At 54.2% G+C, this 25,456-nt stretch carries 18 protein-coding genes; 10 read left to right on the forward strand and 8 right to left on the reverse strand.

Features of this window, described 5'->3' with window-relative positions:
* Positions 1-573 precede the first annotated feature (573 nt).
* The 7 genes from OH144_RS11480 (at position 574) to OH144_RS11510 (ending at position 9,327) form a co-directional block, all read left to right on the forward strand.
* Positions 574-1,719: a formylglycine-generating enzyme family protein gene (locus OH144_RS11480; RefSeq protein WP_266202381.1), complete on the forward strand. Its 1,146-nt coding sequence runs from the start codon at positions 574-576 to the stop codon at positions 1,717-1,719.
* Between the two features lie 235 nt (positions 1,720-1,954).
* Positions 1,955-2,986 (forward strand): LacI family DNA-binding transcriptional regulator, encoded by a 1,032-nt coding sequence (locus OH144_RS11485; protein ID WP_266202382.1) that lies wholly within the window; start codon positions 1,955-1,957, stop codon positions 2,984-2,986.
* Positions 2,987-3,396: 410 nt separating this feature from the next.
* Positions 3,397-5,472, forward strand: coding sequence for a phosphotransferase (locus OH144_RS11490; protein ID WP_266202383.1), 2,076 nt, complete (start codon positions 3,397-3,399; stop codon positions 5,470-5,472).
* Complete coding sequence (locus OH144_RS11495) at positions 5,439-6,122, forward strand: carbohydrate-binding family 9-like protein (protein WP_266202384.1); 684 nt, start codon at positions 5,439-5,441, stop codon at positions 6,120-6,122. The genes OH144_RS11490 and OH144_RS11495 overlap by 34 nt, the downstream gene beginning before the upstream one ends.
* 121 nt (positions 6,123-6,243) lie before the next feature.
* Positions 6,244-7,695 (forward strand): Gfo/Idh/MocA family protein, encoded by a 1,452-nt coding sequence (locus OH144_RS11500; protein WP_266202385.1) that lies wholly within the window; start codon positions 6,244-6,246, stop codon positions 7,693-7,695.
* Positions 7,696-8,031: 336 nt separating this feature from the next.
* The gene (locus OH144_RS11505) at positions 8,032-9,096 is read left to right on the forward strand and encodes a LacI family DNA-binding transcriptional regulator (protein WP_266202386.1); all 1,065 of its coding nucleotides are present in this window, start codon (positions 8,032-8,034) and stop codon (positions 9,094-9,096) included.
* Between the two features lie 24 nt (positions 9,097-9,120).
* The gene (locus OH144_RS11510) at positions 9,121-9,327 is read left to right on the forward strand and encodes a hypothetical protein (RefSeq protein WP_266202387.1); all 207 of its coding nucleotides are present in this window, start codon (positions 9,121-9,123) and stop codon (positions 9,325-9,327) included.
* A 604-nt stretch (positions 9,328-9,931) separates the two neighbouring features.
* Here OH144_RS11510 and OH144_RS11515 read toward each other — a convergent pair.
* From OH144_RS11515 to OH144_RS11540, 6 genes are all read right to left on the reverse strand, one after another.
* Positions 9,932-12,217, reverse strand: coding sequence for a GH92 family glycosyl hydrolase (locus tag OH144_RS11515; RefSeq protein ID WP_266202388.1), 2,286 nt, complete (start codon positions 12,215-12,217; stop codon positions 9,932-9,934).
* A gap of 110 nt (positions 12,218-12,327) precedes the next feature.
* Entirely contained in the window at positions 12,328-13,107 is a 780-nt protein-coding gene (locus OH144_RS11520; RefSeq protein WP_266202389.1) for an L-fucose dehydrogenase, read from the reverse strand.
* A 2-nt stretch (positions 13,108-13,109) separates the two neighbouring features.
* Positions 13,110-13,943: an amidohydrolase family protein gene (locus OH144_RS11525; protein WP_266202390.1), complete on the reverse strand. Its 834-nt coding sequence runs from the start codon at positions 13,941-13,943 to the stop codon at positions 13,110-13,112.
* Positions 13,936-14,787, reverse strand: a complete 852-nt coding sequence (locus tag OH144_RS11530) for a fumarylacetoacetate hydrolase family protein (protein WP_266202391.1) — start codon at positions 14,785-14,787, stop codon at positions 13,936-13,938. The genes OH144_RS11525 and OH144_RS11530 overlap by 8 nt, the downstream gene beginning before the upstream one ends.
* A gap of 269 nt (positions 14,788-15,056) precedes the next feature.
* Entirely contained in the window at positions 15,057-15,821 is a 765-nt protein-coding gene (locus tag OH144_RS11535; protein WP_266202392.1) for an SDR family NAD(P)-dependent oxidoreductase, read from the reverse strand.
* A 239-nt stretch (positions 15,822-16,060) separates the two neighbouring features.
* On the reverse strand, positions 16,061-17,716 hold the full coding sequence (locus OH144_RS11540) for a UxaA family hydrolase (RefSeq protein ID WP_266202393.1): 1,656 nt from the start codon (positions 17,714-17,716) through the stop codon (positions 16,061-16,063).
* Between the two features lie 123 nt (positions 17,717-17,839).
* Between OH144_RS11540 and OH144_RS11545 the strand changes: the two genes are divergently transcribed.
* The gene (locus OH144_RS11545) at positions 17,840-18,007 is read left to right on the forward strand and encodes a hypothetical protein (protein WP_266202394.1); all 168 of its coding nucleotides are present in this window, start codon (positions 17,840-17,842) and stop codon (positions 18,005-18,007) included.
* Between the two features lie 406 nt (positions 18,008-18,413).
* On the opposite strand, the gene OH144_RS11550 is transcribed toward OH144_RS11545, so the two are convergent.
* The gene (locus tag OH144_RS11550; protein ID WP_266202395.1) at positions 18,414-18,743 is read right to left on the reverse strand and encodes an L-rhamnose mutarotase; all 330 of its coding nucleotides are present in this window, start codon (positions 18,741-18,743) and stop codon (positions 18,414-18,416) included.
* A gap of 1 nt (position 18,744) precedes the next feature.
* Positions 18,745-20,010 (reverse strand): L-fucose:H+ symporter permease, encoded by a 1,266-nt coding sequence (gene fucP, locus OH144_RS11555; RefSeq protein ID WP_266202396.1) that lies wholly within the window; start codon positions 20,008-20,010, stop codon positions 18,745-18,747.
* A gap of 369 nt (positions 20,011-20,379) precedes the next feature.
* On the opposite strand from fucP, the gene OH144_RS11560 reads away from it, so the two are divergent.
* Both OH144_RS11560 and OH144_RS11565 read left to right on the forward strand, forming a co-directional pair.
* Complete coding sequence (locus OH144_RS11560; RefSeq protein WP_266202397.1) at positions 20,380-22,731, forward strand: glycoside hydrolase family 20 protein; 2,352 nt, start codon at positions 20,380-20,382, stop codon at positions 22,729-22,731.
* A 169-nt stretch (positions 22,732-22,900) separates the two neighbouring features.
* On the forward strand, positions 22,901-25,201 hold the full coding sequence (locus OH144_RS11565; protein ID WP_266202398.1) for a GH92 family glycosyl hydrolase: 2,301 nt from the start codon (positions 22,901-22,903) through the stop codon (positions 25,199-25,201).
* The last annotated feature ends 255 nt before the right edge of the window (positions 25,202-25,456 follow it).

Below are 25,456 nucleotides of genomic sequence, written 5' to 3' on the forward strand. Positions count from 1 at the left end.
GTAATGTTGTTTCATACTTCTTATGGTTTAGCTTTATATAGATATGTGTTCGAGAACGCAATCATTAATTTAGGATTGATCGTGGAGACCACCTAACCAGCAAAGCCATTAAAAGCACACAAACGTTTGTTTTGGGTCTGATTGGAAGTACCAAAGCATGGGCTTTTCAACACTATTCCCCTTTTCACGCCCCTCATGGCATCGACTGGGAAATTGTGCACTAACTACCTCCACGTTGTGCTGTGTCAGGTAGTAAAGTATAGCCTCTATTGGGGTGAAAACACAGGTGATAGTTAAGATAAATGTCCGAAGGACTCATGCCCGGCTTTATACTTTGGCCTTTCCTGCCATTGCACCCCAAAGTTGCGTTTGTGATTAGAGTATCAACTGATTGTTAAGATTTTATAAAGAATGAGCAAACGTTTGCGGGGGAATAATTACAGGGGACACCTTGCCTGATAATTCTCCCGATAAGCGTACCCCTCCAGCTCATAAAGCCTAAACCGTTCTGTTTGCCGCGTGGACGTTTACATTCCGTTTGCTTTGACTCAATTGCTTTCGTAACTTTCTTTCATGAAATACCCTCACCCCCTCACCGCCTTCGCTGTGGCAGCCATACTTGCCGGCTGCTCGGAGCAGCCTAGAGAGCAGCCCGCCACAGCAGCCTTCGCCTCCACGCAGCAGGATTCCCTCTCCTCCTGCTGTATTTCCGCTGTGCCCTCCCGTTTTGGTACATCATCGCCCCAAGGGCAAACCGCTGGGGAACAGGTGTCTGAAAAAGAGCAGAAGGAGGGCATGGTTTGGATAGAGGGCGGCACTTTTATTATGGGGGCAGATGATAAACAAGCGCGGCCGGATGAGCAGCCCCGGCACCAGGTAACGGTGGACGGTTTCTGGATGGATGCCACAGAGGTGACCAACGCTGCGTTTGCCCGTTTTGTGGAAGCTACCGGCTACGTCACCACGGCCGAGCGGAAGCCGGATTGGGAGGAGTTAAAAAAGCAGCTCCCTCCCGGCACGCCCAAGCCGGACGAAAGCCTGCTGGTAGCGGCTTCGCTGGTGTTCCAGTCTCCTCAGGGGCAGGTAAACCTGAATGACTTTGCCAGTTGGTGGGCCTGGAAAGAAGAGGCCAACTGGCGGCAGCCACACGGGCCGGGCAGCAGCATAAAGGGCAAAGAAAACCACCCTGTCGTGCATATTTCCTGGTACGACGCACAGGCTTATGCCAAATGGGCCGGCAAAAGGCTCCCGACAGAGGCCGAGTGGGAATGGGCCGCACGCGGGGGCAAAAAAGACACGATGTATCCTTGGGGAAACGAGGGCATTAACTCCGGCAAGCCTAAAGCCAACACCTGGAACGGGACTTTCCCGACCAGTAATACGCAGCAGGACGGCTACTACCATACGGCACCTGCCAAGTCTTACGCCCCTAACGGCTATGGCCTGTATGATATGGCGGGCAACGTGTGGGAGTGGTGCGCAGACTACTACCACAGCAGTTACTACCGCACAATCCATACTGCTGCGGGAGTGCGCAACCCCGCCGGTCCGGCAGAGAGCCATGACCCGGACGAGCCATACGCTAAGAAGCGGGTGATCAGGGGCGGCTCTTTTCTATGCAACGACAGCTACTGCTCCGGCTTCAGGGTGGCCGCGCGCATGAAGAGCACCGAAGACAGCAGCCTGGAGCATGTGGGCTTCCGTTGCGTGAAGGACTGACAAACGAAAAAGCCCCCGCTTTCGCAGGGGCTCCCCAATCATTCACCTATACTAACTAACAATGATAATATCTACGCGGCAAAAACCTAATGCCTAACAAATATACACTTTGTGTGCGAACACACAAATATTTGGCTGGAAAAATTTAAACTACGCCTCAAAGCACCTGTGCGCCTGCCATACTTTACTTTGCAAAGTATAAACCTTAACTTTAGCAACTGCTATACTTTATAAGATGCCACGGAAACCTACCACGATAAAAGAAATCGCCAAGATACTTCATGTGTCTACCTCCACCGTTTCCAGAGCGCTGCACGACCACCCCAGCATTGGCACCGCCACCAGCGCCAAGGTAAAGCAGCTGGCAAAAGAGCTTAACTATGAGCGCAACCAGACGGCAGTATACTTCCAGCAGGGCAAAACCTACACGATAGGCGTCATACTGCCGGAGCTCTCGGAGGCATTCTTCTCCTCGGCCATCAGCGCGATAGAGGATACTGCTTACAAGCGGAACTACACCGTGCTGCTAGCCCAATCGCATGATGACGCCCAAACGGAGAAGCAGTTAGTGGAGAAGATGAAAAACCACCGGGTGGACGGCCTGCTGGTGTCCGTGGCCAAAACCACTTCTACCTTTGAGCACTTCAGCAGCCTGAGCAAGTTCAACATCCCCGTGGTGTTCTTCGACCGCATCCCGCCAATCAATGGTGTACACTCTGTGGCCTGCAGCATGGTTACCGGCACCATCGAGGCGGTAACTTATTTACTGAAGAAAGGGCACCGCGCGATCGGGATGATCAACGGGCCGGAAACGCTTTATGCCAGCACCGAGCGGCGGGAAGGGTATATTAAGGCGATGCAGAAGAACAGGCTCAAGTACGACCCCTCGCTGGTAGTAGGCTGTGACCTGACCGAGGAAGGCACGATCAAGGCGCTGGAGGAGTTGCTGGCAAACAAGCGCAAAGCCACAGCCATCGTTACGTTCAACGATTATGTATGGCTCTATGCCCAGAAACACGCCCGCAGGCTGGGAATAAGTATCAATAAGGACCTGGAGTTTGTAAGCTACGCCAACCTGCCTATGACCGAGTACATGGATTACGCCCCGCTTGCCTCAGTAGAGCAGTTCCCGCACCAACAAGGGCAGAAGGCCACCGAGATCCTGCTGGACCTGCTCTCTACAGGCGAGGAACAGCACCTGCGGCAGCAAGCGTACTATAAGGTTATTGTGGAATCGCAGCTCGTGGAGAGCAACCGGAAGTGCTAGTCCTGCTCCGGCTGCCACCCTTTCTTTCCAAAATGACGCAACGGGGCTATGAATTTCCTGCCCGTCCCTTCATAATCCTCTAAACCGGGCACCTGCCATACCTGATGTGCTGCAGTAAGACTACCTCAGGTTTTATTGACCGCATTTTGTGCGTGTTCGTAAACATTATGTACTTTTTTTCTTGTTTTGTAGCAAACGCCTGTTTACTTTTAAAAACTTTCATCCTTTTCACATGCTACGCCCACGGGCCGTACCTCTTCCCTCAGAAGGAGGCTTGGTGAGGCTGCATGTGCTAAACATAGAGGATATTAGCTGAAAACAGCGCAAAAGGCTACCTTCCCCGGCAGCTTTATGCCTGTGGCTCAGACAGGGAAAATTATACTTAACCGAGAAGACTAAACCTTCATTACATGCATAAAAGCCCTACTTTACTCATACTGGCAGCAGGTATGGCGACACGGTACGGCAGCCTGAAGCAATTAGATGCCTTTGGGCCCCAGGGAGAAACCATCATTGAGTACTCCATTCACGATGCGCGGAGAGCCGGTTTCGGCAAGGTGGTGTTCGTGATCCGCAAATCCATTGAGGAAGCGTTTAAAACTGCCATGCAGGAAAGGCTGCCAGCGGACCTTGCAGTGGAGTACGTTTCCCAGGAGCTCGACATGCTGCCGGCAGGCTACAGCATGCCCGAAGGCCGCACCAAGCCTTGGGGAACGGCACACGCCGTCTGGGTGTCCACAGCCAAGCTGCAGGAACCCTTTGCCGTGATAAACGCCGATGACTTTTACGGCTATGAATCCTTTAAACGGGCAGCCGATTTCCTGAAGAGCAGCACCGACGAACGCGAGTACGGCCTGATTGGATACAGGCTCTCCAACACCCTCTCCGAGCACGGCAACGTATCGCGCGGCATCTGCGCCCTTGCCCCGGACCACTCCCTGACATCGCTCACGGAACTGACCAAGATCGCGCGTACTGCAAGCGGTGCCATCACGGTAGAAGATGAGGGAACACAGCAGTGGCAACTCACCGGCGAGGAAATCGTGTCGATGAACCTGATGGCCTTCAAACCCTCGGTGCTCCCATACTTTGACAAGTACCTCAAGGAGTTTCTGCAGGAGAAGGGCCAGGAGTTGAAAGCCGAGTTCTACCTGCCCTCTGTGGTCAATGCGATGCTGGCAACGGGAGCCGCCCGGGTAAAGGTGATCCCTACGCCGGAGAAGTGGTTTGGTGTGACCTATCCTGAAGACAAGGCGGGTACCATCCAGCAAATAAAAGAACTGATTGAGGCAAACATTTACCCTAAAAACCTTTGGGAAGACGCTACACCGCATCACATGAAAGAAGACCCCAACGCTGAGGCAAACCTGCGGGAGGTACTCTCCCACTTTATCCTTGAAGGAAGTATTAGCAGCGTGCGCTCTTACGGCTCGGGCCACATTCACGACACCTATGCCGTAACCAACGGCACGCCCGAAAGCCCTGATTACCTGCTGCAGCGCATCAACCACAACGTTTTTAAAAACGTGCCCCTGCTGATGGACAACATCGAGCTGGTAACGCGCCACCTGCGTCAGAAACTGGAGAATATGCCCGGTACCAGGCCCGACGAGGAGGTGCTTACCCTGGTGCCAACGCATGCGCAGCAAAGTTTTTACCGCGACGCGGAAGGAAACTTCTGGAGGGTGTACCTGCTGCTGGACGGCACGCGCAGCTATGACATTGTGGAGACTCCGCAGCAGGCCCATGAAGGTGGCAAAGCCTTCGGCAAATTCCTGGCCCTGCTGGCAGACCTGGATACAAGCCAGCTACACGACTCCATCCCGGATTTCCATAACGTAGAGAGCCGCCTCCGTCTTTTTGAGGCAGCGCTACAACGCAACCCCAAAGACAGGGCACGGCAGGTACCTCAGGAGATCGAATTTGTGCAGCAGCGGGCCGAGCAAATGAGCACGATCTGCAGGCTGGGCCGCGAGGGCGGGCTTCCCCTCCGCACCACGCACAACGATACCAAATTTAACAACGTGCTGCTCGACAAGTATGACAAGGCGCTCTGCGTGATAGACCTGGACACAGTGATGCCGGGCTACGTAGCCTACGATTTTGGCGATGCCATCCGCACCACAGTGAACAAGGCCGCCGAGGATGAGGAGGACCTGAGCAAGATCAGCGCCGACTTTAACCTGTTCAAAGCTTTTACCGAGGGCTTTCTGCAGGAGACCAGCTCTTTTCTTACCCAGGAGGAAATCGCCTCGCTGCCACTCGGCGTGACGCTGCTCCCCTACATCATGGGGCTGCGCTTCCTGACCGATTATATCGACGGGGACCACTACTACAAGATCCATTTCCCGGAGCACAACCTGCAACGGGCACGCGCCCAGTTCAGGCTGGTGGAGGTGCTGGAAGAAAACATGGAGCTGCTACGCAATACCGTACAGGAAACCGCCGCCTTATGCAAAACAGCCGAAGCCGGACAACAAAAGTAATGGAGATGAAGCAACTGGTCGTTCCTACTATACCTGCGCTAAAGCCCTCTAGCCCGCTTTCCGACGTGTCGGAGGCGCTTGACCTGCTCCCCGCGCAGCGCATCGACCTGGATCCTTGGCCCTCCGGCGGGGAAAAGGTAGAAGCGGGATTCACACTAGCCCACAGTGGCCGTCACCTGCTGCTCAAGTATAAAGTACGGGAGCAGGCAGTGCTGGCGCGCTACAGAAACATCAACGACCCTGTCTACAAAGACACTTGCGTGGAGTTCTTCATCTCTTTTGGAGAAGAGCGCGCTTACTACAACATAGAGGCCAACTGCCTCGGCACCTGCCTGGTAGGCTATGGGCCGGGGAAGCATGACAGAAAGCCACTCGCTGTAGAGGCTATCTCACAAATAGAGCATCTGGCCAACCTGAAGGTAGCCAACCATGGCCAAAAAGAGCGGGCCTGGGAGCTGACACTGCGGATACCAGCCACGGTGTTTACCGAGCATCGCCTGGAGAACTTTTCCGGGCTGCAGGCCCGGGGCAACTTTTATAAATGCGGGGATGATCTGCCGGAGCCCCACTTTCTGGTCTGGAATCCGGTAACGGCTCCCGCCCCGGAGTTTCATCGCCCCGGGGACTTTGGCGCCATCTCTTTTTTGTAAAGTATAATAGTCGCCGGCAGTCGCTTCGGAATGACCTGGCGCAGGCAGGTGCTTATACTTTGCCGGATGATCCAGAGAAATATTGATTGAAACATCAGCTTAACTTCTAACCTATAAAACCATGAGTAGTAACCGCAGAGAATTCTTGAAGCTTTCCGGTCTGGCTGGGATAAGCATCGCCGGTACAGGCTTGCTCGCAGGCTGTGCCACAGGCGCCACCGAGGAGCAACAGCAGTCCAACCTGGCCCAGATAGCGCAGCAGGCCAAACGCAAGCACACGCAGCAGTTTAACATGAGCGGCTACAGCGCCCCCAAGCTGGACAAGGTGCGCATCGGCTTCGTAGGCCTGGGCATGCGTGGGCCCGGTGCCGTGTACCGCATGAGCAACATCGAGGGCGTAGAGATAAAAGCACTCTGCGACCTGATCCCGGAGCGGGCGGAGAAAGTAAAAAAGGAGCTGCAGGAAAGAACCGGCACTGCCCACAACCCTGCCCTCTACTCCGGCAAGGAAGACTCCTGGAAGGAAATGTTCGAGCGGGACGACCTTGACCTGATCTATATCACCACGCCATGGGACCTGCACACCCCGCAGGCCGTTTACGCCATGGAGCACGGCAAGCACGCTGCTGTGGAGGTACCTGCCGCTACAAGTATAGAAGAATGCTGGCAGCTGGTGGAAACATCGGAGCGCACCAAAAAGCACTGCATGATGCTGGAGAACTGCTGCTACGACTTCTTTGAGATCCTGACGCTGAACATGGCCCGCCAGGGCTACTTCGGCGAGATCGTGCACGGCGAGGGTGCCTACATCCACCAGCTGCTGGACCTGAACTTCGACAAGGATGGTTACCAGAACATGTGGCGCCTGCGCGAGAACATGACCCGCAACGGCAGCCTGTACCCTACCCACGGCCTGGGCCCTATCTGCCAGGTTATGAACGTGAACCGCGGCGACGTGATGGATTACCTCACTTCGGTATCGACGGACGACTTCCAGATGTATGAGGAGGCGCAGAAGCGCGCCGAGGGCGATGCTTTCTACAAGGAGTTTGTGCAGGATACCTATCGTGGCAACATGAACACCACCACCATCCGCACCAAGAAAGGCCGCACCATCATGATTCAGCACGATGTGACTACGCCGCGTCCTTACTCCCGCATCCACCTGGTGAGCGGCACCAAAGGCATGGCGCGCAAATGGCCGGAGGCCAAGATCTCCAAAGGCCATGGCTGGCTGAAGCCGGAGGAAGTGAAGGCCCTGGAAGAGCAGTATACTCCGGAGATCGTGAAGAAGATCGGCGAGATGGCCAAGAAGATCGGCGGCCACGGCGGCATGGACTTTATGATGGACTGGCGCCTGATCGACTGCCTGCGCAACGGCCTGCCTCTGGACCAGGATGTATACGACGCGGCCTCCTGGACCGCTGTGGGCCTGCTGAGCGAGTGGTCGGTGGCCAACCGCTCCAACTCCATAGACGTGCCGGACTTTACGGCCGGTGCCTGGGAGAAAAACGCGCCGGTAGACCTGTCATTGGCAGGCGGTGGTACCACCAACGTGGTTGTGAAACTTTAACAGCGCAAGATATAACAGGCTGTTATACTTAACGCTGAAGCATACTTTAGCCAGGGCCCCGGTACTTGTTGCCGGGGCTTTTTTTGTACAGTCCCCTCATTTTCTCCTTTGTAGTATAGATTGGATAGCGGTACCGAATGCTGCGGTTTTGCACTTTTTGCTTCCTCTGTATAAAATATTAGTATAACTTTATATATTGCGAAAACCCGCGGGGGCTTTCTATACTTGCGGTAACCTTGCGTTTTCAGGCGGAGCGTCCGTTTTTACACCCAACGTATAAACCAAGGTATAGGAAAGCTCCGCACATTTTACCAATCATTTAAGACGATACAGAACTTGAACAAGGTAGTTAGGATTAAGGATATTGCTGAGAAGGCGAACGTATCAACAGGAACTGTAGACCGCGTGCTTCATAACCGCGGCAGGGTGGCCGAAGACGTGCGCCAGCGGGTGCTTAAAATTGCCGAGGAACTTAACTACAAACCCAATATCCTGGCCCGCGCCTTGGTGAATAACAAAATCTACCATATTGCCGCCCTTATCCCTGACCCGGCCCATGACAACTATTGGCAGGCCCCGAAAGCCGGCATTGAGAAAGCCGAGGAGGAGTTGCAGCAGTATGGCATGCGGGTCACCCAGTTCTGTTTCGATCCCTTTAACGCGGAATCCTTTGTGAAGGAAGCCGACAAGGTAGCCTCCAGGTCTTTTGATGGCATATTGGTGGCCCCGGTGTTTTACCGCCAGTCGCTCTCCTACTTCAGCAAGTGGAAGCGTCAGGGCATTCCGTTTGTGCTCTTCAACACGCACATTCCAAACTATGAGCCCCTTATGTACATTGGCCAGGACTCTTACCAGAGTGGTTTTCTGGCTGCCAAGCTGCTGCATTACGGAAGCAAGGAGAAGGGTTCTTTTGTAGTGGCACACATCGAGGAAGACGTAGCCAACTCCTCCCACCTCATTAGTAAGGAGCAGGGTTTTGTGGATTACTTTGTGACACAGGAACTGGAGAGCAAGTACCATACAATACAGATCGACGTACAGAGCAGCGCACAGCAAACCATTACCCAGCAATTAGACAAGCTCTTTAAGGCTAATCCCGACATCAGGGGCGTGTTTGTCACCAACTCCAAAGCCTTCGTAATGGCCGATTACCTGGCGCAGCGAAAGCTCCAGCAGGTGGACCTGGTGGGTTACGACCTGATCGAGGAGAACCTGGCGCATCTGAACACGAACCGGATCAATTTCCTGATCAACCAGAACCCGAAAGGCCAGGGCTACTGGGGCATTCTGGGGCTGGCCGACCACCTGATCTTCAAGAAGAAGAACAACCCGATCAAGTACCTGCCGCTGGATATCATTACGAAAGAGAACTTGCATTACTACATCGAGGCGGATCAGTAGGGTGTCCGTGGTTTCAGCCACATAATGTTTTCCGCTGTTCCGGACATCCGTGTCCGGAACCCCTCTGCTGCGAATCTCCGTTTCCACGTGAGCCACACGGTTATACTTGCTGGTTTATACTTCATACCTATCGCTGGCGCGGGTTTGCAACCCGTGCCCTGCTATGATGTCTGGTTTGTAACCCGCCTGGCTCGGAGAGCCATACTTTATACTTTGGCTATACTTCCTTAGCCGCTGCTTCCCACAACTGGAGGCAAGCTATACTTTCAAACTACAGCTGATCCTCTAGTTCCCACATACCTATCGTTTCATTTCTGGCTGTGGCTCCCTCCAGCCCGGGAGGGCTCGTCTTCCCGCATCGCGCTGTGTACATTTCCTTTGCTTGACCTGCGGTCTCCGCAATTTCGCTGAAGCGAAACCGGAAATCTACAAGGCGCTCTACGGAAAGACTGGGATCAGATTCGATAGCTCCTGTTTACTGTCATCTCGACCTTTGGGAGAGATCTCTTTAGAATCCCCAATAGATCTCTCGCTCTGCTCTAGATGACAGGGAGTGTGGCAAGTATAATTCCCCTCCTCGGAGGGGCTGGGGGTGGGTTCGCTCTTGCGCGGACAGGTCGCGACCTGTCCGCGCGATACCGGCTGCAGTGAAACTTATACTTTGGCTAAAGCGGTTACAGGCTCCCCTCCTTGAATAAGTCTTGAAGCCCGTACTCGTTTCGGGAGAGGGGCTGGGATGGATGGGCCCGGCAGTAAAAAGCCATCCCTCTCCTAAGTATAGGAAAGGGATGGCAGTACCCAGTTGTAAGTATAAACTATCTCCTCTTTCTAAACCCTACTTCTCCCTCGACATCGAATACGGGAAAGCATCTTCTTTTGTGCCGCGCTCTTTGTTTGGTGTGGCAGCCATATCGGCCTCTATACTTGCGCCCTTCATCAGCTCCGAGTGGCTCAGCCAGTTTTTGTCGTAGGCTTTGCCGTTGAGGCGCATACTTTGGATGTAACGATTTTCATCACTGTTCTGTGGGGCATTGATCACTACTTCTTTGCCGTTCTCCAGCTTCAGGGTAGCTTTCCTGAAGAGCGGGGCCCCCAGCACATACTGGTCGGTGGCAGGGGTTACCGGATAAAAGCCCAATGCCGAGAACACATACCAGGCCGAGGTCTGGCCGTTGTCCTCGTCGCCGCAGTAACCGTCTGGTGCCGCCGTATACATGCGGTTCATCGTCTCGCGCACCCAGTACTGCGCCTTCCAGGGCTCGCCGGCATAATTGTAGAGGTAAATCATATGCTGGATGGGCTGGTTGCCGTGCGCGTACTGGCCCATGTTGGCAATCTGCATCTCGCGTATCTCGTGGATCACGAAACCATAGTAGCTCTCATCGTAAACCGGCGGCAGGCTGAAAACAGAGTCGAGCTTGGTCGTGAAGTTAGCCTTGCCACCCATCATATCGATCAGGCCCTGCACATCGTGGAACACCGACCAGCTGTAGTGCCAGCTGTTGCCCTCGGTAAAAGCATCGCCCCACTTAAAAGGGTTGAACGGCTTCTGAAACGTGCCATCCTGATTCTTGCCGCGCATCAACCCAGTAGATGGGTCGTAGAGGTTGCGATAGTTCAGGGCACGCTTGGCGTAAAGCTTGATTTCTTTTTTAGGGCGCTTCAGCGCTTTGGCCAGCTGGTAAATGGCGAAGTCATCATAGGCATACTCCAGGGTGCGAGCGGCGTTCTCGTTGATCTTCACATCGTAAGGCACGTAACCCAGCTTGTTGTAATAAGCTGCGCCGGCACGGCCAACCGCTGTTAGCGGCCCCTCGTTATTGGCCCCTTTCAGCATCCCTTCGTAAAGCGCCTTGATATCCTGCCCGCGAATGCCTTTTAGATAGGCATCGGCCACAACAGAGGCAGAGTTGTTACCCACCATCACGTTGCGGTAGCCGGGGCTAGCCCACTCCGGCAGCCAGCCGCCCTCTTTGTAGGTGTTGGCCAGTCCCTCCTGAATTTCCGCGTTGATGGATGGGTACATCAGGTTGAGGAAAGGGAACAAGGCACGGAAAGTATCCCAGAAACCGGTGTCGGTATACATGAAGCCGGGCAGCACTTTGCCGTTGTAAGGGCTGTAGTGCATTACCTGGCCCTTGGCATCAATCTCGTAGAACTTACGCGGGAACAGCAACGTGCGGTAGAGGTTGGAGTAGAAGGTACGCACTTGCTCCGGCGTACCACCCTCCACGGCCACACGGCTCAGCTGCTTGTTCCAGGCGTCTTTGCCTTTCGTCTTTACCGTCTCAAAGTTGTCGTTGCCTATTTCCTTCAGGTTTAGCTCGGCCTGCTCCGGACTGATGAAGGAAGAGGCCACGCGAGCATTTACCTGCTCGCCTTTCTTCGTTTTAAAGCCGATGACAGCCCCTACGTGGTTGGCCTGCAGCTCCAGGTTGTTGCTCAGCACGCTGTCGCGCCAGGTGTGAGTATAGGCAAAGGGCTTGTCGAAAACGATTACAAAGTAGTTCTTGAAGTTTTCGGGCACGCCCCCACTATTTTTGGTGGTGTAGCCCACAATTTTGTTCTCACTCGGGATCACCTTCACGTAAGAGCCCTGATCAAAGGCATCCACCACCACAAAAGCGCTGTCAGTTTGAGGAAAAGTGAAGCGGAAGCGGGCCGCGCGTTCGGTCGGCGTGATCTCGGTCGTCACGTCGTGGTCGGCCAGGTACACGCTGTAGTAATAGGGCTTGGCCACTTCGGCTTTGTGCGAAAACCAGCTGGCGCGGCTATCCTGGTCGAAGCGCAACTTGCCTGTTACCGGCATGATGGCAAACTGTCCGTAGTCGTTCATCCACGGTGAGGGCTGGTGCGTCTGCTTAAAGCCACGAATCTTGTCGGCGCTGTACATATAGCCCCAGCCGTCGCCCATTTTACCCGTCTGCGGCATCCAGAAGTTCATGCCCCAGGGCAGGGCAATGGCCGGGTAGGTGTTGCCGTTGGAGAGGCTATGTTTGGAGTCGGTGCCCACCAGCGGACTTACCCATTCCACCGGATCGGTTACTTTTTCAACTAAAACGGTTTGGGCAGAGGCGGTAAATGTGGCAAGGGTAAAGAGAAACAGCAGGATTTTCTTCATGTTGAGCGGTAAAATTGACGTGCCTTTATACTTTGCTTGATAGTGAACATAATTATCCTTCAAGTATACAACATTCTGAATAAAGCGCCGCGCTGATTTATACTTTCCGGCTACAAAGCCCTGTCCAAATGCACATAGCCGCCATCTACATGTATCAACTGGCCGGTGGTATGGCTGGATTTAGGGGAGAGCAGAAAAGCCACGGTGTTAGCGATCTCGGTGGTGGTGGTCATACGTTGCTCCAGCGGAATTTTCTGCGTAATGGACTTTAACTTCTCCCCCGGATCCTCGAATGTACTGATCCAGGAGGCATAGAGCGGGGTCCAGGCTTCGGCTACGATGACGGCATTCACTCTGATACTATAAGGCAGCAGTTCCACCGCCCACTCACGGGTAAAAGCATTGCGGGCGCCGTTCGAAGCGGCATAAGCTGAGGTTCCGCCCTGACCGGTTTCGGCGGTTTTGGAGCCAATGTTCACAATCGCTCCTTTGAATTCTTTGAGCGCTGGCAAAGCATGGTGCGCCATCAGGTAATAATGCACCACGTTCTTGTGGAGCGAAGCCATAAAAGCCTCGTAGCTGCCGTTCTCCAGCCCTACCCCATCGTTCACGCCAGCATTGTTCACAAGCCCGTCGATGCGGCCATACTTCTGCAGCACCGCCTGCACCGCCTGCGCACAGGCTTCAGGCGCTGTCAGTTCGGCCACCACCTCAAAAGCACGTCCGCCGGCGGCCTCTACCTCAACCACTGTTTTCCGGTTGTCTTCCTTGTTCCGGCCAATAATGACAGGAATAGCGCCTTCGGCAGCCAGCACCTTCACAATGCCTTCGCCAATGCCTTTGGCCCCGCCTGTTACAATGATAACTTTATCTTTGAGTTCTAAATCCATACTTATGTCAGGTTGTAAAATGTAGCCGCGTTGCCGCCGAAAATGGCCGCCTGCTCCTCTTCGGAGAAAGCCGAGAAGTAATCCTCCACAATGCCCAACATCTCGGCATAGCTTGCCGCCACCAGGCACACCGGCCAGTCGGAGCCGAAGAGCAGGCGGCTCGTGCCGAAAGTCTCCACGATGGTATCCAGGTATGGCCGGAAATCCTCTTTTTTCCAGTGCTGCCAGTCGGCCTCCGTGACCATGCCGGATACTTTGCAGCACACGTTCTCATACTTGCCAAAGGCTTTCATGCTTTGCCGCCAGTCGGCTATACTTTGGTTTTGGATGTCGGGCTTGGCCAGGTGGTCAATCACGAAAGGCTGATCAGGGAAAGCGGCCACGAACTCTCTGCTGTAGTCGAGCTGGTTGGGGTAGATAAGTACATCGTAGGTATAGCCATACTTGGCCAGCTTGCCCACCCCGCGCAGGAACTCCGGCCGCAGCATAATGGCCGGGTCCGGGTTGCCCTGCAGAATGTAGCGGAAGCCTTTCAGCTTCTCGAACTGCTTATAGTACGCCAGCTTCTCCTCCACGTCTTCGGCCAGGAAATCCACCCAACCGACTACGCCCTTCACAAAATCATACTTTTGGGCCTGCTCCAGCAGAAACACGTTCTCCTCCTCGGGCTGCGAAGACTGCACCAGCACACAGCCGTCGAAGCCGTTCTGGTGCAGCAAGGGCTGCAAATCCTCTGGCATGAAGTCGCGCTGGATCACCGCCATGTCATCGGTGATCCAGCTCTCGCGCCAGGGGTTATATTTCCAGAAGTGCTGGTGCGCGTCTATTTTAAGCATAGGCGCTCACGGTTTGCTTCGAGGAGCCCAGCCCGTCGATGCCCAGTTCCACCACGTCACCCGCCTTCAGGTATACCTGCGGGTTCATGCCCAGACCCACGCCGGCTGGCGTACCTGTGGTAATCATATCGCCTGGCAGCAGGGTCATAAACTGGCTCAGGTAGGAGATCAGGAACGGGATTTTGAAGATGAGGTTGGCGGTGGTGCCGTCCTGCATGGTTTCGCCGTTCACGGTCAGCCACAGGCGCAGGTTATTTATATCCTCCAGCTCATCCGGCGTGGCCAGGAACGGACCTACCGGCGCGAAGGTGTCGTTGCTTTTGCCTTTTACCCATTGCCCGCCGCGCTCCAGCTGGAAGGCACGCTCGCTGTAGTCGTTGTGCAGGGCATAACCGGCCACATAGTCCAGCGCCTCTTCTTCCGACACATAGCTTGCCTTTTTGCCAATGATCACGGCCAGTTCCACTTCCCAGTCCAGTTTCTCAGCATTCCGTGGGATGATGACATCATCGTTCGGGCCGCAAAGCGCTGAGGTAGCTTTGAAAAACACGATCGGCTCCTGCGGAATGGCAGCGCCTGTCTCTTTGGCGTGGTCGGCGTAGTTCAACCCGATGCAGACGATCTTGGACGGACGGGCAATTGGCGAGCCCAGGCGAACATCCTCCGCCACTTGTGGCAGCTTTCCTTCGTTCTGCTGCACGTAGGCCTTCAGGCGCTCCAGCCCGTCGCGCTGGAAGAATTGCTCGTTGTAGTCCTCGCCAAAGGCAGATACGTCATATTTTACATCGTTCAGGATCACGCCGGCTTTCTCCTGGCCCGGCTCACCAAATCGGATTAATTTCATGTCAATATTTGTAAGTATACTTTAGCTCTCAGCTTGCGCCGGAGCGGTTTATTTTAGATTATGAATTGGTTACAAGGGGACGATTATCATCCCCCTGCCCCCTTCAAAGGGGAACTATTCTGCAGTTTTGGCTCCTCTTGCTGGCGCTAGCGTCCTTGCTTGTATCCGCCTATAGCATGGGCCTCCGGCCCAGTCGGATTACAAATCCGACATTATAGTGAGGCACGGGTTGCAAACCCGCGCCAGCAAATGTTTTCGTTCTTGCTGATTTAATTATTCAGCCTGATAAAGCCACCATCAATTGGGTAGTCGCAGCCGGTGATGAAGCTGGCCTCGTCGGAGCACAGGTATAGGGCCAGTGCGGCTACTTCCTCCGGTTTGGCCATGCGTCCGATGGGCTGCGTTTTGGAGAGCTTTTCGAACATCTCTTCTTCCTGCCCCGGATAGTTCTTAGCGATAAAGCCGTCTACGAAAGGCGTGTGCACGCGTGCCGGCGAGATGCTGTTGCAGCGGATGCTGGCACCCAGGTAATCTTTGGCTACCGACATAGTCATCGCGTGGATGGCGCCCTTGCTCATAGTATAGGCAAAGCGGTCGGGTAAGCCCACATGCGAAGCGATGGACGCCAGGTTAAGTATGGCCCCGCCGCCGTGCTGCTTCATACTTGCCACAGCCGCCTGCAGGCAGTTATAGGCTCCTTTCACATTTACCTGGTAAATGCGGTCCAGGTCCTCTTCGGTAGTGTTCTCCAGGTTGCCCACATGCGCGATACCCGCGTTGTTGACTAAGATATCCACCCGGCCTATACTTTGGAAAACCGCCTTTACCTGGCTCTGATTGCTCACATCACACGTATGGCTAAAGGCTTTGCCGCCGTTTGCTTCAATTTCAGAGAGTGTTTGTGCGGCCGCTTCGTGGCTCAACTCTATCACGTGCACCTCTGCGCCCTGGCGGGCAAAAACAATGGAAATAGCCTTGCCGATGCCGCTTCCGCCACCAGTTACCACGGCTTTCTTTCCGGTCAGTTTGAACATGGTTATTCGTTGTTAGTTAGTAGTTGTTCGTTGTTATTCCTAGGTTGATGTCCTATACTTTTTCTTGTGCTTTCCCCTGCTTTGGGTAGTGCTGTTCGGTTCTATATTTTTTGTCATCCTGAGAGGATCTTGGTGGAAGGAAGGCCAAGCCAATGCTACTCGCTTCCAAGATGACAGACTGCGTTAAAACTTAATGCCCCTGCCCGCTTCAGAAAAAGAGAACAATCAACAATCAGCCATTAAAGGGATACCCCACGCTTCCAGAAGATGAAGTCGTCCTGCCCCAGCTCCATGGCTTTGGTGTCGTACGCCCCGCTGGCCAGGCCGATGATATACTCCAGCATCTCCTCGCCTAGCTCCTCAATTGTTTTCTCCCCGCTGATAACGGGCCCGGCATCCAGGTCGATGATGTCGGGCAGGCGGGTGGCGAGGCTGGTATTGCTGGAGATCTTTACAACCGGAGAAACGGGATTGCCCGTAGGCGTGCCCAGGCCGGTCGTGAAAAGTTGGATATTACAGCCCGAGCCAGCCATAGCCGTGGTGCTTTCCACGTCGTTGCCGGGCGTGCAGAGAAGGGTAAGGCCGCTGCGGCGCACATACTGCCCATAGCCCAGCACATCGGCTACCGGAGAGGTACCGCCTTTCTTAGCCGCCCCAGCTGATTTAATAGCATCGGTGATCAGGCCGTCGCGGATGTTGCCCGGCGAAGGGTTCATATCGAAACCAGAGCCTACGGCCTCGGCACGGGCAGCATAGTCACGCATGAGCTTCACAAAACGGTCGGCCGTTTCCGCATCGGCACAGCGGTTGATCAGCTCCTGCTCCACGCCGCATAGCTCCGGAAACTCGCTCAGCACCACCTTTCCGCCCAAAGCCGCTATCAGATCAGCCGCATAACCCACGGCCGGGTTAGCGGAGATACCTGAGAATCCGTCGGAACCGCCGCACTCCACGCCCACCACCAGCTTGTCCAGCGGGGCTGGCTGGCGCTCGATACTGTTGGCCCCTGCTATACCTATAAACGTCTGCAGAATCGCCTCCGATAGCATGGCCGATTCGGAAGCGGCTTTCTGCTGTTCAAAGATCAGCAGCGGTTTAGCGAAATTCGGATCACGCTCCTTGATCTTCTCCTGCAGGATGCTTACCTGCGCATGCTGGCAACCCAGGCTCAGCACGGTAACGCCGGCCACGTTGGGGTTCACGCAGTAGCCGGCCAGCAAGGCGCACAAGTTGTCGGAATCCTCGCGGGTGCCGCCGCAGCCCCCATCGTGCACGATAAACTTCACCCCGTCCACGTTCGGGAAAAGCCGCTGCTGCGAAGTATAAACCGGGGCTTCCGCTAGTTTATAGTCCCGCAGGTCTTTGCCTTGCCTGTACAGGTCGGCCAACTCCCGCACCTGTGCCTCATACTTGTTGGTGGACGTATAGCCCAGCTCTTTGAGGAAAGCATGCTTGAGCGTTTCGATGTTGCGGTTCTCGCAGAAGACCAGCGGCAGCACCAGCCAATAGTTACGCGTGCCCACCTGTCCGTCGGCGCGGTGGTACCCCTTGAAGGTGCGGTCTTGCCACTTGCTTACGTCCGGCGCCTGCCACACGTAGTCTCCAGCTTTCTGAGAAAAGCTCTCCGCCGCGTGCTTCAGGTTCTCGGTGGTCAGTAGGCTCCCGGCTGGCAGGGCGCAGGTGGTTTTGCCCACCAGCACGCCGTACATGTATACTTCAGAGCCAGCAGCCATGTCTGTAATGGTGAACTTATGCTTGGCCGCCACGGTGTTTTTTAAGGTAAACTCCTGTCCGCAAAAGTAGATCTGGCTACCGGCTTCCTGGTCCTGCAGGGCCACCAGCACGTTGTCTTTGGGGTGGATCTGGAGGTATGTTTGTTTGTTTGTTGGTATCATTTAGGATACTTCAATTTCTTGTTTCTTACTGGCGCAAGTCTCCAGACTTGTGTCCTACTATGGTGTTAAGTCTCTGGCTCGACTGGCTCGAAGAGCCATACTTGCACTGGCTATCTTTATACATTGGCTATTGGCGCTGTTCCGGACATCCCTGTCCGGAACCTTTCTGCTGCGGATCTCCAGATCCGCGTAAGCCATACTTTATACTTGAACTATACTTTATACTTCGGCCATATTTTATACTTACTGGCACAACTGCTATTCCTCTCGCTGGCGCGAGTTTGCAACTAGTGCCCTGCTATGATGTTGGGTTTGCAACCCAACTGGCTCAAAGAGCCATGTTTTATACTTGCTGCTATACTTTATACTTTCACTGGCGCAAGCGTCCGCTTGTGCCTCTCTTAGCCCCTGCTTGCTGTAACTTGAACCAAGCTATCCTTACTAGCTTCTGTTCATCCACGGCTTTACAACCAACTTGTTTCATTTCTGGCTTTGGTGCTCTCAAGCCCGAGAGGGCTCGTCCTCGGGCATCGCGCTGGGAGCTTTTCCTGCCCTCGTACCTCGGGCTGCCTGCGGCACCGGAAAAACTCACATAGGCGCTCAACCCAAGGACTGGGTTCAGGTTCGATAGCAAGAGCTAATGCAACTGAACCGAGCTCCCTCCCCTGTTCTTAGGGGAGGGTTGGGGAGGGATTACTCACAGCGCAAAAATCCGCTCCATCAGCTGCCACTTCTCCCCTGCTGCCACACCCGGCAAAGCCTGCTGGTATTGCCACATCAGTTCTTCCCACTCCTGCACCTTGGGGTTGGAGGCGTCCAGGGCTGCTTTCCTTTCGAAGCTGAAATCATCCTCCGTCTCCATGACCATAAACAGCCGGTTGCCCCACCTGTAAATCTCCATGTGCCGTATGCCTGCTTCTTTTATACTTGCCTGAATCTCCGGCCATACTTGCCGGTGATGCTCCTCATATTCTGATATGAGCGTAGGGTCATTTATTAAATCTAGGGTTAATCCGTATCTTTTCATCTTAATGCGCTAGAATTACTTCTCTCTGCTTCACAGCTATATTTCGGTAGGCAAAGTATAAAACAAACAAAAAGCACACCGCCGGCACCAAGTAGGCCACCCGGATGTTATAGCTGTCCGACACACCGCCCATTACTACGGGCAGGATCGCCCCTCCCACAATCGACATGATCAGTAGGGAAGACGCTTGCTTGGTTTTAGTACCCAGTCCCTGTATACTCAGCGAGAAAATAGTCGGGAACATGATCGACATGAAGAACTCTACTCCAATCAGGGCATAGATGGAGACATAGCCGCTAGCCGCCACGGCTGCCACCGTGAGCAGGAAGCAGAGCACAGCGTAAATGGCCAGCAGCCGGGCCGGAAGTATAAAGCGCATCAGAAAAGTACCTACAAAGCGGCCGATCATAAAACCGAAGAGCGCCACGGCCAGTAGCATGGCAGCTGTTTTCTCATCCACCCCCGCGGCACTGCCCGAGAATCGGATAAAGAAGCTGGCAATGCACACCTGCGCCCCTACGTAGAAAAACTGGGTCAACACGCCCAGCATCAGGTTACGCTTCTGAAGTATACTTTCCCCGCTTACAGCTTCTATAGCAGCTTCCTCCTCTTTAATCTCCGGGAGCGGCACACGCCAGAGCAACAGGGCCACCAGCAACACCACCACGCCAATCACCAGGTAGGGCACTTGCACGCTCGAGGCTTCCAGGTTGAGGTAGGCCGTTACCTGACTAGCCGGCATGGCAGCCAGTTCTGCTTCGGTGTAGGAGGTGCCGGAAAGTATAAAGATGCCGCCAAGCAGCGGCGCGAGCGTGGCGGCAAGCCCGTTAAACGATTGTGCGAAGTTCAGCCGCTGTGTAGCGTTTTCCTCCTCCCCCAGCGCGTTAACGTAAGGGTTGGCGGCCGTCTCCAGAAAGGTCAACCCGCTGGCAATTACAAAGAGCGCTCCTAAAAAGAAGCCGAACATTCTAAGCTCTGCAGCCGGGTAAAACAGGAAGGCGCCGATCGCAAAAAGCACCAGCCCAAGTATGATCCCGCTCTTGTACCCGAAACGCTTCATGAAGTAGCCGGCGGGCAGCGCCATCAGGAAGTAGGCGATAAAAAAGGCAGAGTCGATGAATGCCGATTGCACATCACTCAACTGGCAGGCCTTTTTTAGGTGCGGGATAAGGATGGGGTTGAGGTTGTGGGCAAACCCCCACAGGAAGAACAGCGAGGTGATAAGAATAAAAGGCAGAAAATACCTGTTCTTTTTAGCTGCTTGCATAAATTGTTAGTATGTTGAGAAATAGAAACCCATCCTGGTAACTGCTGCCGGTGATACGCTGCGCCTGTTCTCCCCCTCGCCCCTGCCGCGCTGTAACGGGCAAATACCGGCAAGCCAATTTGCCGCCGCCCCTCCCCTCCGATTTATACCTTTCGTTCTGTTTTAGTACCTGCTGTGGTATTTTAGAGGATTAATTCTTTAATTTAAGTATTACATAATCCTGGGCCAACAAAAACGGAATATTTTTGGAAATATATACTAAATTTATGCAGCTTCAGATAATTTGTGTTCGATAACACAGTTTTACAGGAAAAGGAAGCAGCCCTTAGAATTGCGAAAAAAAATACTCATCAGATAACCCTTTATAACATGCATTTTAAAAGTACGATTGCCGCCCTTGCTACGTCTGCCTGCGTTGTGTCGGGGCTCCTGTTCAGCCCACCGGCTGCCTTTGCCCAGGCTACTACGGCGCAGCAGCAAACCATCTCCATCATTCCGAAGCCTGTAAAGCTTACCCAGCAGAGCGGCAGCTTCGCCCTAGGTAAGGATACAAAGATCTTTGTGGACCCGAAAAACGAGGAGCTCCGCAAAATAGGCGAGTATCTGGCCCAAAACATAAAGGAGATGACTGGCGTGCAGCCGAAGGTAGAGCAGAAAGCTCCAACCAAGGGTAGCAGCAACTACCTGCAGTTAACGCTTAACACGCCGGTGGACACACTTGGCCAGGAGGGCTATACGTTAAACGTAACTTCCAACAGCATTACACTTGCCGCCAAGGAGCCGCAGGGCCTTTTCCTGGGCACGCAGACTGTGCGCCAGCTTTTGCCGGCACAGCCAACCGCCGCTCCTGTTAGCATCCCTGCCTTGGAGGTAGTGGATAAGCCCCGCTACCAGTGGCGCGGCATGCACCTGGATGTGGCCCGCCACTTCATGCCGGTGGAGTTCGTGAAGGAATATATCGATTACCTGGCCATGCACAAACTCAACACCTTCCACTGGCACCTGACCGAGGACCAGGGTTGGCGCATCGAGATCAAGAAATATCCGGAACTGACAAAAGTCGGCGCCTGGCGCGATGGCACCCTGATCGGGCACTACAGCGACCAGCCGCACCAGTTCAGCAACGAGCGCCACGGGGGCTTCTATACTCAGGAGCAGATCAAAGACGTGGTGAAGTATGCGCAGGAGCGTTATATCACCGTAGTGCCGGAGATTGAGATGCCGGGTCATGCACTAGCGGCACTCGCCACTTATCCGCACCTTTCCTGCACCGGCGGCCCGTTTGAGGTAGAGAAGAAATGGGGCGTGTTCGATGATATTTTCTGCGCCGGCAACGAAGAAACCTTCACTTTCCTGGAAGACGTGATGACCGAGGTACTGGCCCTGTTCCCGAGCAAGATCGTGCACATCGGTGGCGATGAGGCCCCGAAAACCCGTTGGAAAGAGTGCCCTAAGTGCCAGAAGCGCATCGCTGACGAAGGCCTGAAAGATGAGCACGAGCTGCAGAGTTACTTTATCCAGCGCATGGAGAAATTCCTCAACGCCAAGGGCCGCACCATCATCGGCTGGGACGAAATTCTGGAAGGCGGACTGGCCCCGAACGCTTACGTGATGTCGTGGAGAGGCACCGAGGGCGGTATTGAGGCAGCCAAGCAGCACCATTACGTGGTGATGACGCCAGGATCGCACGTATACTTCGACCACTACCAGGGCGAGCCTAGCTTGGAGCCAACGGCCATCGGCGGCCTGACAACGCTGGAGAAAGTATACTCCTTTGAGCCTACGCCAGCCGAGCTATCTGCAGAAGAGAAAAAGTATATTCTGGGCGCGCAGGCCAACGTGTGGACCGAATATATTCCGAATACCGAGCACGTGGAGTACATGGTTTTCCCTCGCATTTCGGCCCTTTCGGAAGTGCTTTGGACACCGGCAGCCAAGAAAGACTGGGATGACTTCCGGACACGCATGCAGCAGCAGTACAAGCGCTTCGACCACATGGGCGTGAACTATGCGCGCAGCACCTTCAACGTGAAGCAAAACATTGCCGTGGACCCTACGCAGGCTGCGGCCACCGTTACGCTGGCAACAGACGCAAAAGGTCCGAAAATCTATTACACCCTGGACGGCTCAGAGCCTACAACCGCATCGCAGGCGTACGGCGCACCATTCCAGCTTGCTAAAACAGCTACTATAAAAGCGGCTTCTTTTGATGAGAATGGCAAGCAGCTGGGCAAGGTAAGCAGCCGTGACCTGAACCAGCACAAGGCCTTTGCACATGCTGTAGAACTTACGAACGCGCCACACCGAAACTATACGGCCGCCGGCGGCCTGACGCTGGTAGACGGTCAGTTGGCCAGCAACAGCTTCACCAACGGCCAGTGGCTGGGCTTTCTGGGCGATGATTTCGAGGCCGTGATCGATCTGAAGGAGAAAAAGTCCATCAACCGCATCAGCAGTTCCTTCCTGCAAACCAAGAACGATGGCATTCAGCTGCCAGCCCAGGTAGAGTTCGCCGTGTCAAAAAACGGGAAGAAGTATAAAACCGTGAAAGTGATTACGGAGCTATCAGACAAGCCGGGTGTGTTCAAGGAAGTGGTGACGGCAGAGGTACCGAGTAAGAAAGTACGCTACATCAAGGTAACTGCCAAGAACCCGATGCCCGGCTCAGAGGAGAACAAACGCAAGGCCTGGCTCTTTGCCGATGAGATAATAGTAGAGTAACAGAGAAATAAGAGTAAAACCAGTGCAGACCTCATACATTAGCGATGAGGTCTGCCTTTTTTAGGCCATTCGCGTCGCCCTTCCAGAATTATACTTATTTTTAGGCTGGCGGATCCGGCAAGTATACGTTACGACCGCTGCAACCATCTTAAAACCATAGCAAAAATTCATGTTCCTAAAAGCTTTATCTAAGCTAAAAGCTTCCTTCGTGGTCCTGGCATGCCTTTCAGCCTCCTGTACCACCTCCAACCAGCAAGATAGTAACCCCAACACCGTATCGCTTACCGACTACGTAGACCCCTACATTGGCTCCAGTTATCACGGGCACGTGTTTGTGGGCGCTAACGTACCGTTTGGCGCGGTGCAGCTCGGCCCTACCAATATTACCCAGGGCTGGGACTGGTGCTCCGGCTACCACTACTCCGACTCTACCATTGTTGGCTTTGCCCACACGCACCTAAGCGGTACCGGCATCGGCGATCTGGGCGACATCTCGGTGATGCCCGTAACGGGCCAGGTGCAGCTGGTGAAAGGAAGCATCAAAGACCCGAAAAGCGGCTACTATTCCCTCTTCTCCCACGACGACGAGACGGTAAAACCGGGCTACTACGCGGTAAAACTGAAGCGCTACAACATCGGAGCCGAACTGACGGCTACCGAGCGCGTGGGCTTCCACCAGTACACGTTCCCGAAGTCTGACGAGGCAAGCATCATCATCGACCTGAAAGAAGGCATCGGCTGGGACTCTCCTACCGAGACCTTTATCGAACAAGTGAACGACAGCACGCTGGCCGGTTACCGCTTCTCCAAAGGTTGGGCTAACGACCAGCGCGTATACTTCACCGCTGTGTTCTCCAAGCCGATCGAGAAGTTTGAGAGCTTCCAGGTAGTGGACACAGCTGCCTCTTCCCCGGTTCCGGCCTCCAAAGGCCGCATGATCAAAGGGGTGGCGCATTTCAAAACGCAGGAAGGCGAAAAAGTAAAGCTGAAAGTGGGTATCTCGCCGGTGAGCGCGGAGAATGCGCTAGCCAACATCCAGGCCGAGGTGCCGCACTGGGACTTCGGGAAAGTAGTGGCCGATGCCGATGCCGCGTGGAACCGCGAGCTGCAGAAAGTACGCATCGAGGCACTGGACTCGGCGCAAATGCGCACCTTCTACACTGCTCTTTACCACACCCTGATCGCTCCATCCATCTTTAACGACCACAACGGCGACTACCGTGGCACGGACAAGAAAGTATACGAGAAGGCTGACTTCACCAACCTTACCACTTTCTCCCTTTGGGATACCTACCGCGCGGCGCATCCGCTGTATACTATCTTGCAGACCGAGCGCGTGAACGACATGATCAACTCCATGTTGGCTATTTACCAGCAGCAGGGCAAGCTGCCCGTGTGGCACCTGATGGGCAACGAAACGAACACCATGGTGGGCTATGGCAGCGTACCGGTGGTAGCCGACGCCATCCTGAAAGGTTTCGACGGATTTGACCATGAGCTGGCCTTCGAGGCAATGAAAGCTACTGCCATGGGCGATGAGTTTGGCCTTCCCTACGTGAAGAAGCAGGGCTTTATACCTGCCGATGAAGAAGTGGAAAGTGTAGCCAAGGGACTAGAATATGCCATTGCCGACTGGAGCATTGCGCAGGTAGCCAAGAAAATGGGCAAGCAGGAGGATTACGAGTACTTCAGCAAGCGCGGCCGCTACTATGAGAACTACTTCGACAAAGAAACCCGCTTTATGCGTGGCCGCATCTCTCAAAACGAGTGGCGCACGCCGTTCGACCCGTTCAAGTCCGAGCACCGCAAGGACGACTACGCCGAGGGGAACTCCTGGCAGTATACCTGGCTGGTGCCACAGGATGTGGAAGGCCTGATCAGCCTGATGGGCGGCGAGGAAGCCTTTGCGCAGAAACTCGACTCGCTGTTTGTAGCGGAGGGCGACATGGGCGAAGAAGCCTCCAACGACATCACCGGCCTGATCGGCCAGTACGCGCATGGCAACGAACCGAGCCACCACATTACCTATATGTATGCCTACGTGGGGCAGCCTTGGAAAACAGCCGAGAAAGTACGCTTCATTGTGGACAACATGTATACCGATAAGGCAGATGGCCTGATCGGTAACGAGGACGTGGGCCAAATGTCGGCCTGGTATATTCTCTCTACCCTGGGCTTTTACCCGCAGAACCCGGCTAACGGTGCTTACGTATTCGGCAGCCCGGCTGTAAAGCAGGCAACACTTTCTTTGCCAAACGGAAACGTGCTGGAGGTCGTGGCCAATAACAACAGCAAGACGAACAAGTATATCCAAAGCGTTACGCTTAACGGAGAGCCATACTCCAAATCCTACATCCTGCACAAGGACCTGATGAAAGGCGGTAAACTGGTGTTCGAGATGGGCAGCACGCCAAGCGCTACCTGGGGCGTAGCCAAGGCTGACCGTCCAAGATCCGAGCCTGTTGAGTAGCATGATCCGCTCCTAAAGTATAAGCCCTCTGTAGTTGCTGCTACAGAGGGCTTTCTTTTTTGGTTTATACTTAGGCTGCGGCTCACTCCTGTTATCAAGTGGAAACCCATTTTTAAACCTCTTGAAGGCAGGAATAACTTTGGGTCTATACTTGCAAAAGCAATTTTTACCTTAGCTATACTTTATAATACTTATTATAACACTTGCCACTGTTCTGATTTTCGCTGGCGCGGGCTTGCAGCCCGTCTCTTACTA

The sequence above is a fragment of the Pontibacter kalidii genome (assembly GCF_026278245.1).
Classification (GTDB): Bacteria; Bacteroidota; Bacteroidia; order Cytophagales; family Hymenobacteraceae; genus Pontibacter; species Pontibacter kalidii.

Bases quoted from the DNA above. Each gene is read 5' to 3' on its own strand.
- OH144_RS11515 (WP_266202388.1), bottom strand. From the start codon at position 12,217: ATGAAGAAAATCCTGCTGTTTCTCTTTACCCTTGCCACATTTACCGCC.
- OH144_RS11480 (WP_266202381.1), top strand. From the start codon at position 574: ATGAAATACCCTCACCCCCTCACCGCCTTCGCTGTGGCAGCCATACTT.
- OH144_RS11510 (WP_266202387.1), top strand. From the start codon at position 9,121: ATGTTTTCCGCTGTTCCGGACATCCGTGTCCGGAACCCCTCTGCTGCG.
- OH144_RS11540 (WP_266202393.1), bottom strand. From the start codon at position 17,716: ATGATACCAACAAACAAACAAACATACCTCCAGATCCACCCCAAAGAC.
- OH144_RS11525 (WP_266202390.1), bottom strand. From the start codon at position 13,943: ATGCTTAAAATAGACGCGCACCAGCACTTCTGGAAATATAACCCCTGG.
- OH144_RS11490 (WP_266202383.1), top strand. From the start codon at position 3,397: ATGCATAAAAGCCCTACTTTACTCATACTGGCAGCAGGTATGGCGACA.
- OH144_RS11565 (WP_266202398.1), top strand. From the start codon at position 22,901: ATGTTCCTAAAAGCTTTATCTAAGCTAAAAGCTTCCTTCGTGGTCCTG.
- OH144_RS11495 (WP_266202384.1), top strand. From the start codon at position 5,439: ATGCAAAACAGCCGAAGCCGGACAACAAAAGTAATGGAGATGAAGCAA.
- fucP (WP_266202396.1), bottom strand. From the start codon at position 20,010: ATGCAAGCAGCTAAAAAGAACAGGTATTTTCTGCCTTTTATTCTTATC.
- OH144_RS11485 (WP_266202382.1), top strand. From the start codon at position 1,955: ATGCCACGGAAACCTACCACGATAAAAGAAATCGCCAAGATACTTCAT.
- OH144_RS11560 (WP_266202397.1), top strand. From the start codon at position 20,380: ATGCATTTTAAAAGTACGATTGCCGCCCTTGCTACGTCTGCCTGCGTT.
- OH144_RS11500 (WP_266202385.1), top strand. From the start codon at position 6,244: ATGAGTAGTAACCGCAGAGAATTCTTGAAGCTTTCCGGTCTGGCTGGG.
- OH144_RS11550 (WP_266202395.1), bottom strand. From the start codon at position 18,743: ATGAAAAGATACGGATTAACCCTAGATTTAATAAATGACCCTACGCTC.
- OH144_RS11535 (WP_266202392.1), bottom strand. From the start codon at position 15,821: ATGTTCAAACTGACCGGAAAGAAAGCCGTGGTAACTGGTGGCGGAAGC.
- OH144_RS11520 (WP_266202389.1), bottom strand. From the start codon at position 13,107: ATGGATTTAGAACTCAAAGATAAAGTTATCATTGTAACAGGCGGGGCC.
- OH144_RS11530 (WP_266202391.1), bottom strand. From the start codon at position 14,787: ATGAAATTAATCCGATTTGGTGAGCCGGGCCAGGAGAAAGCCGGCGTG.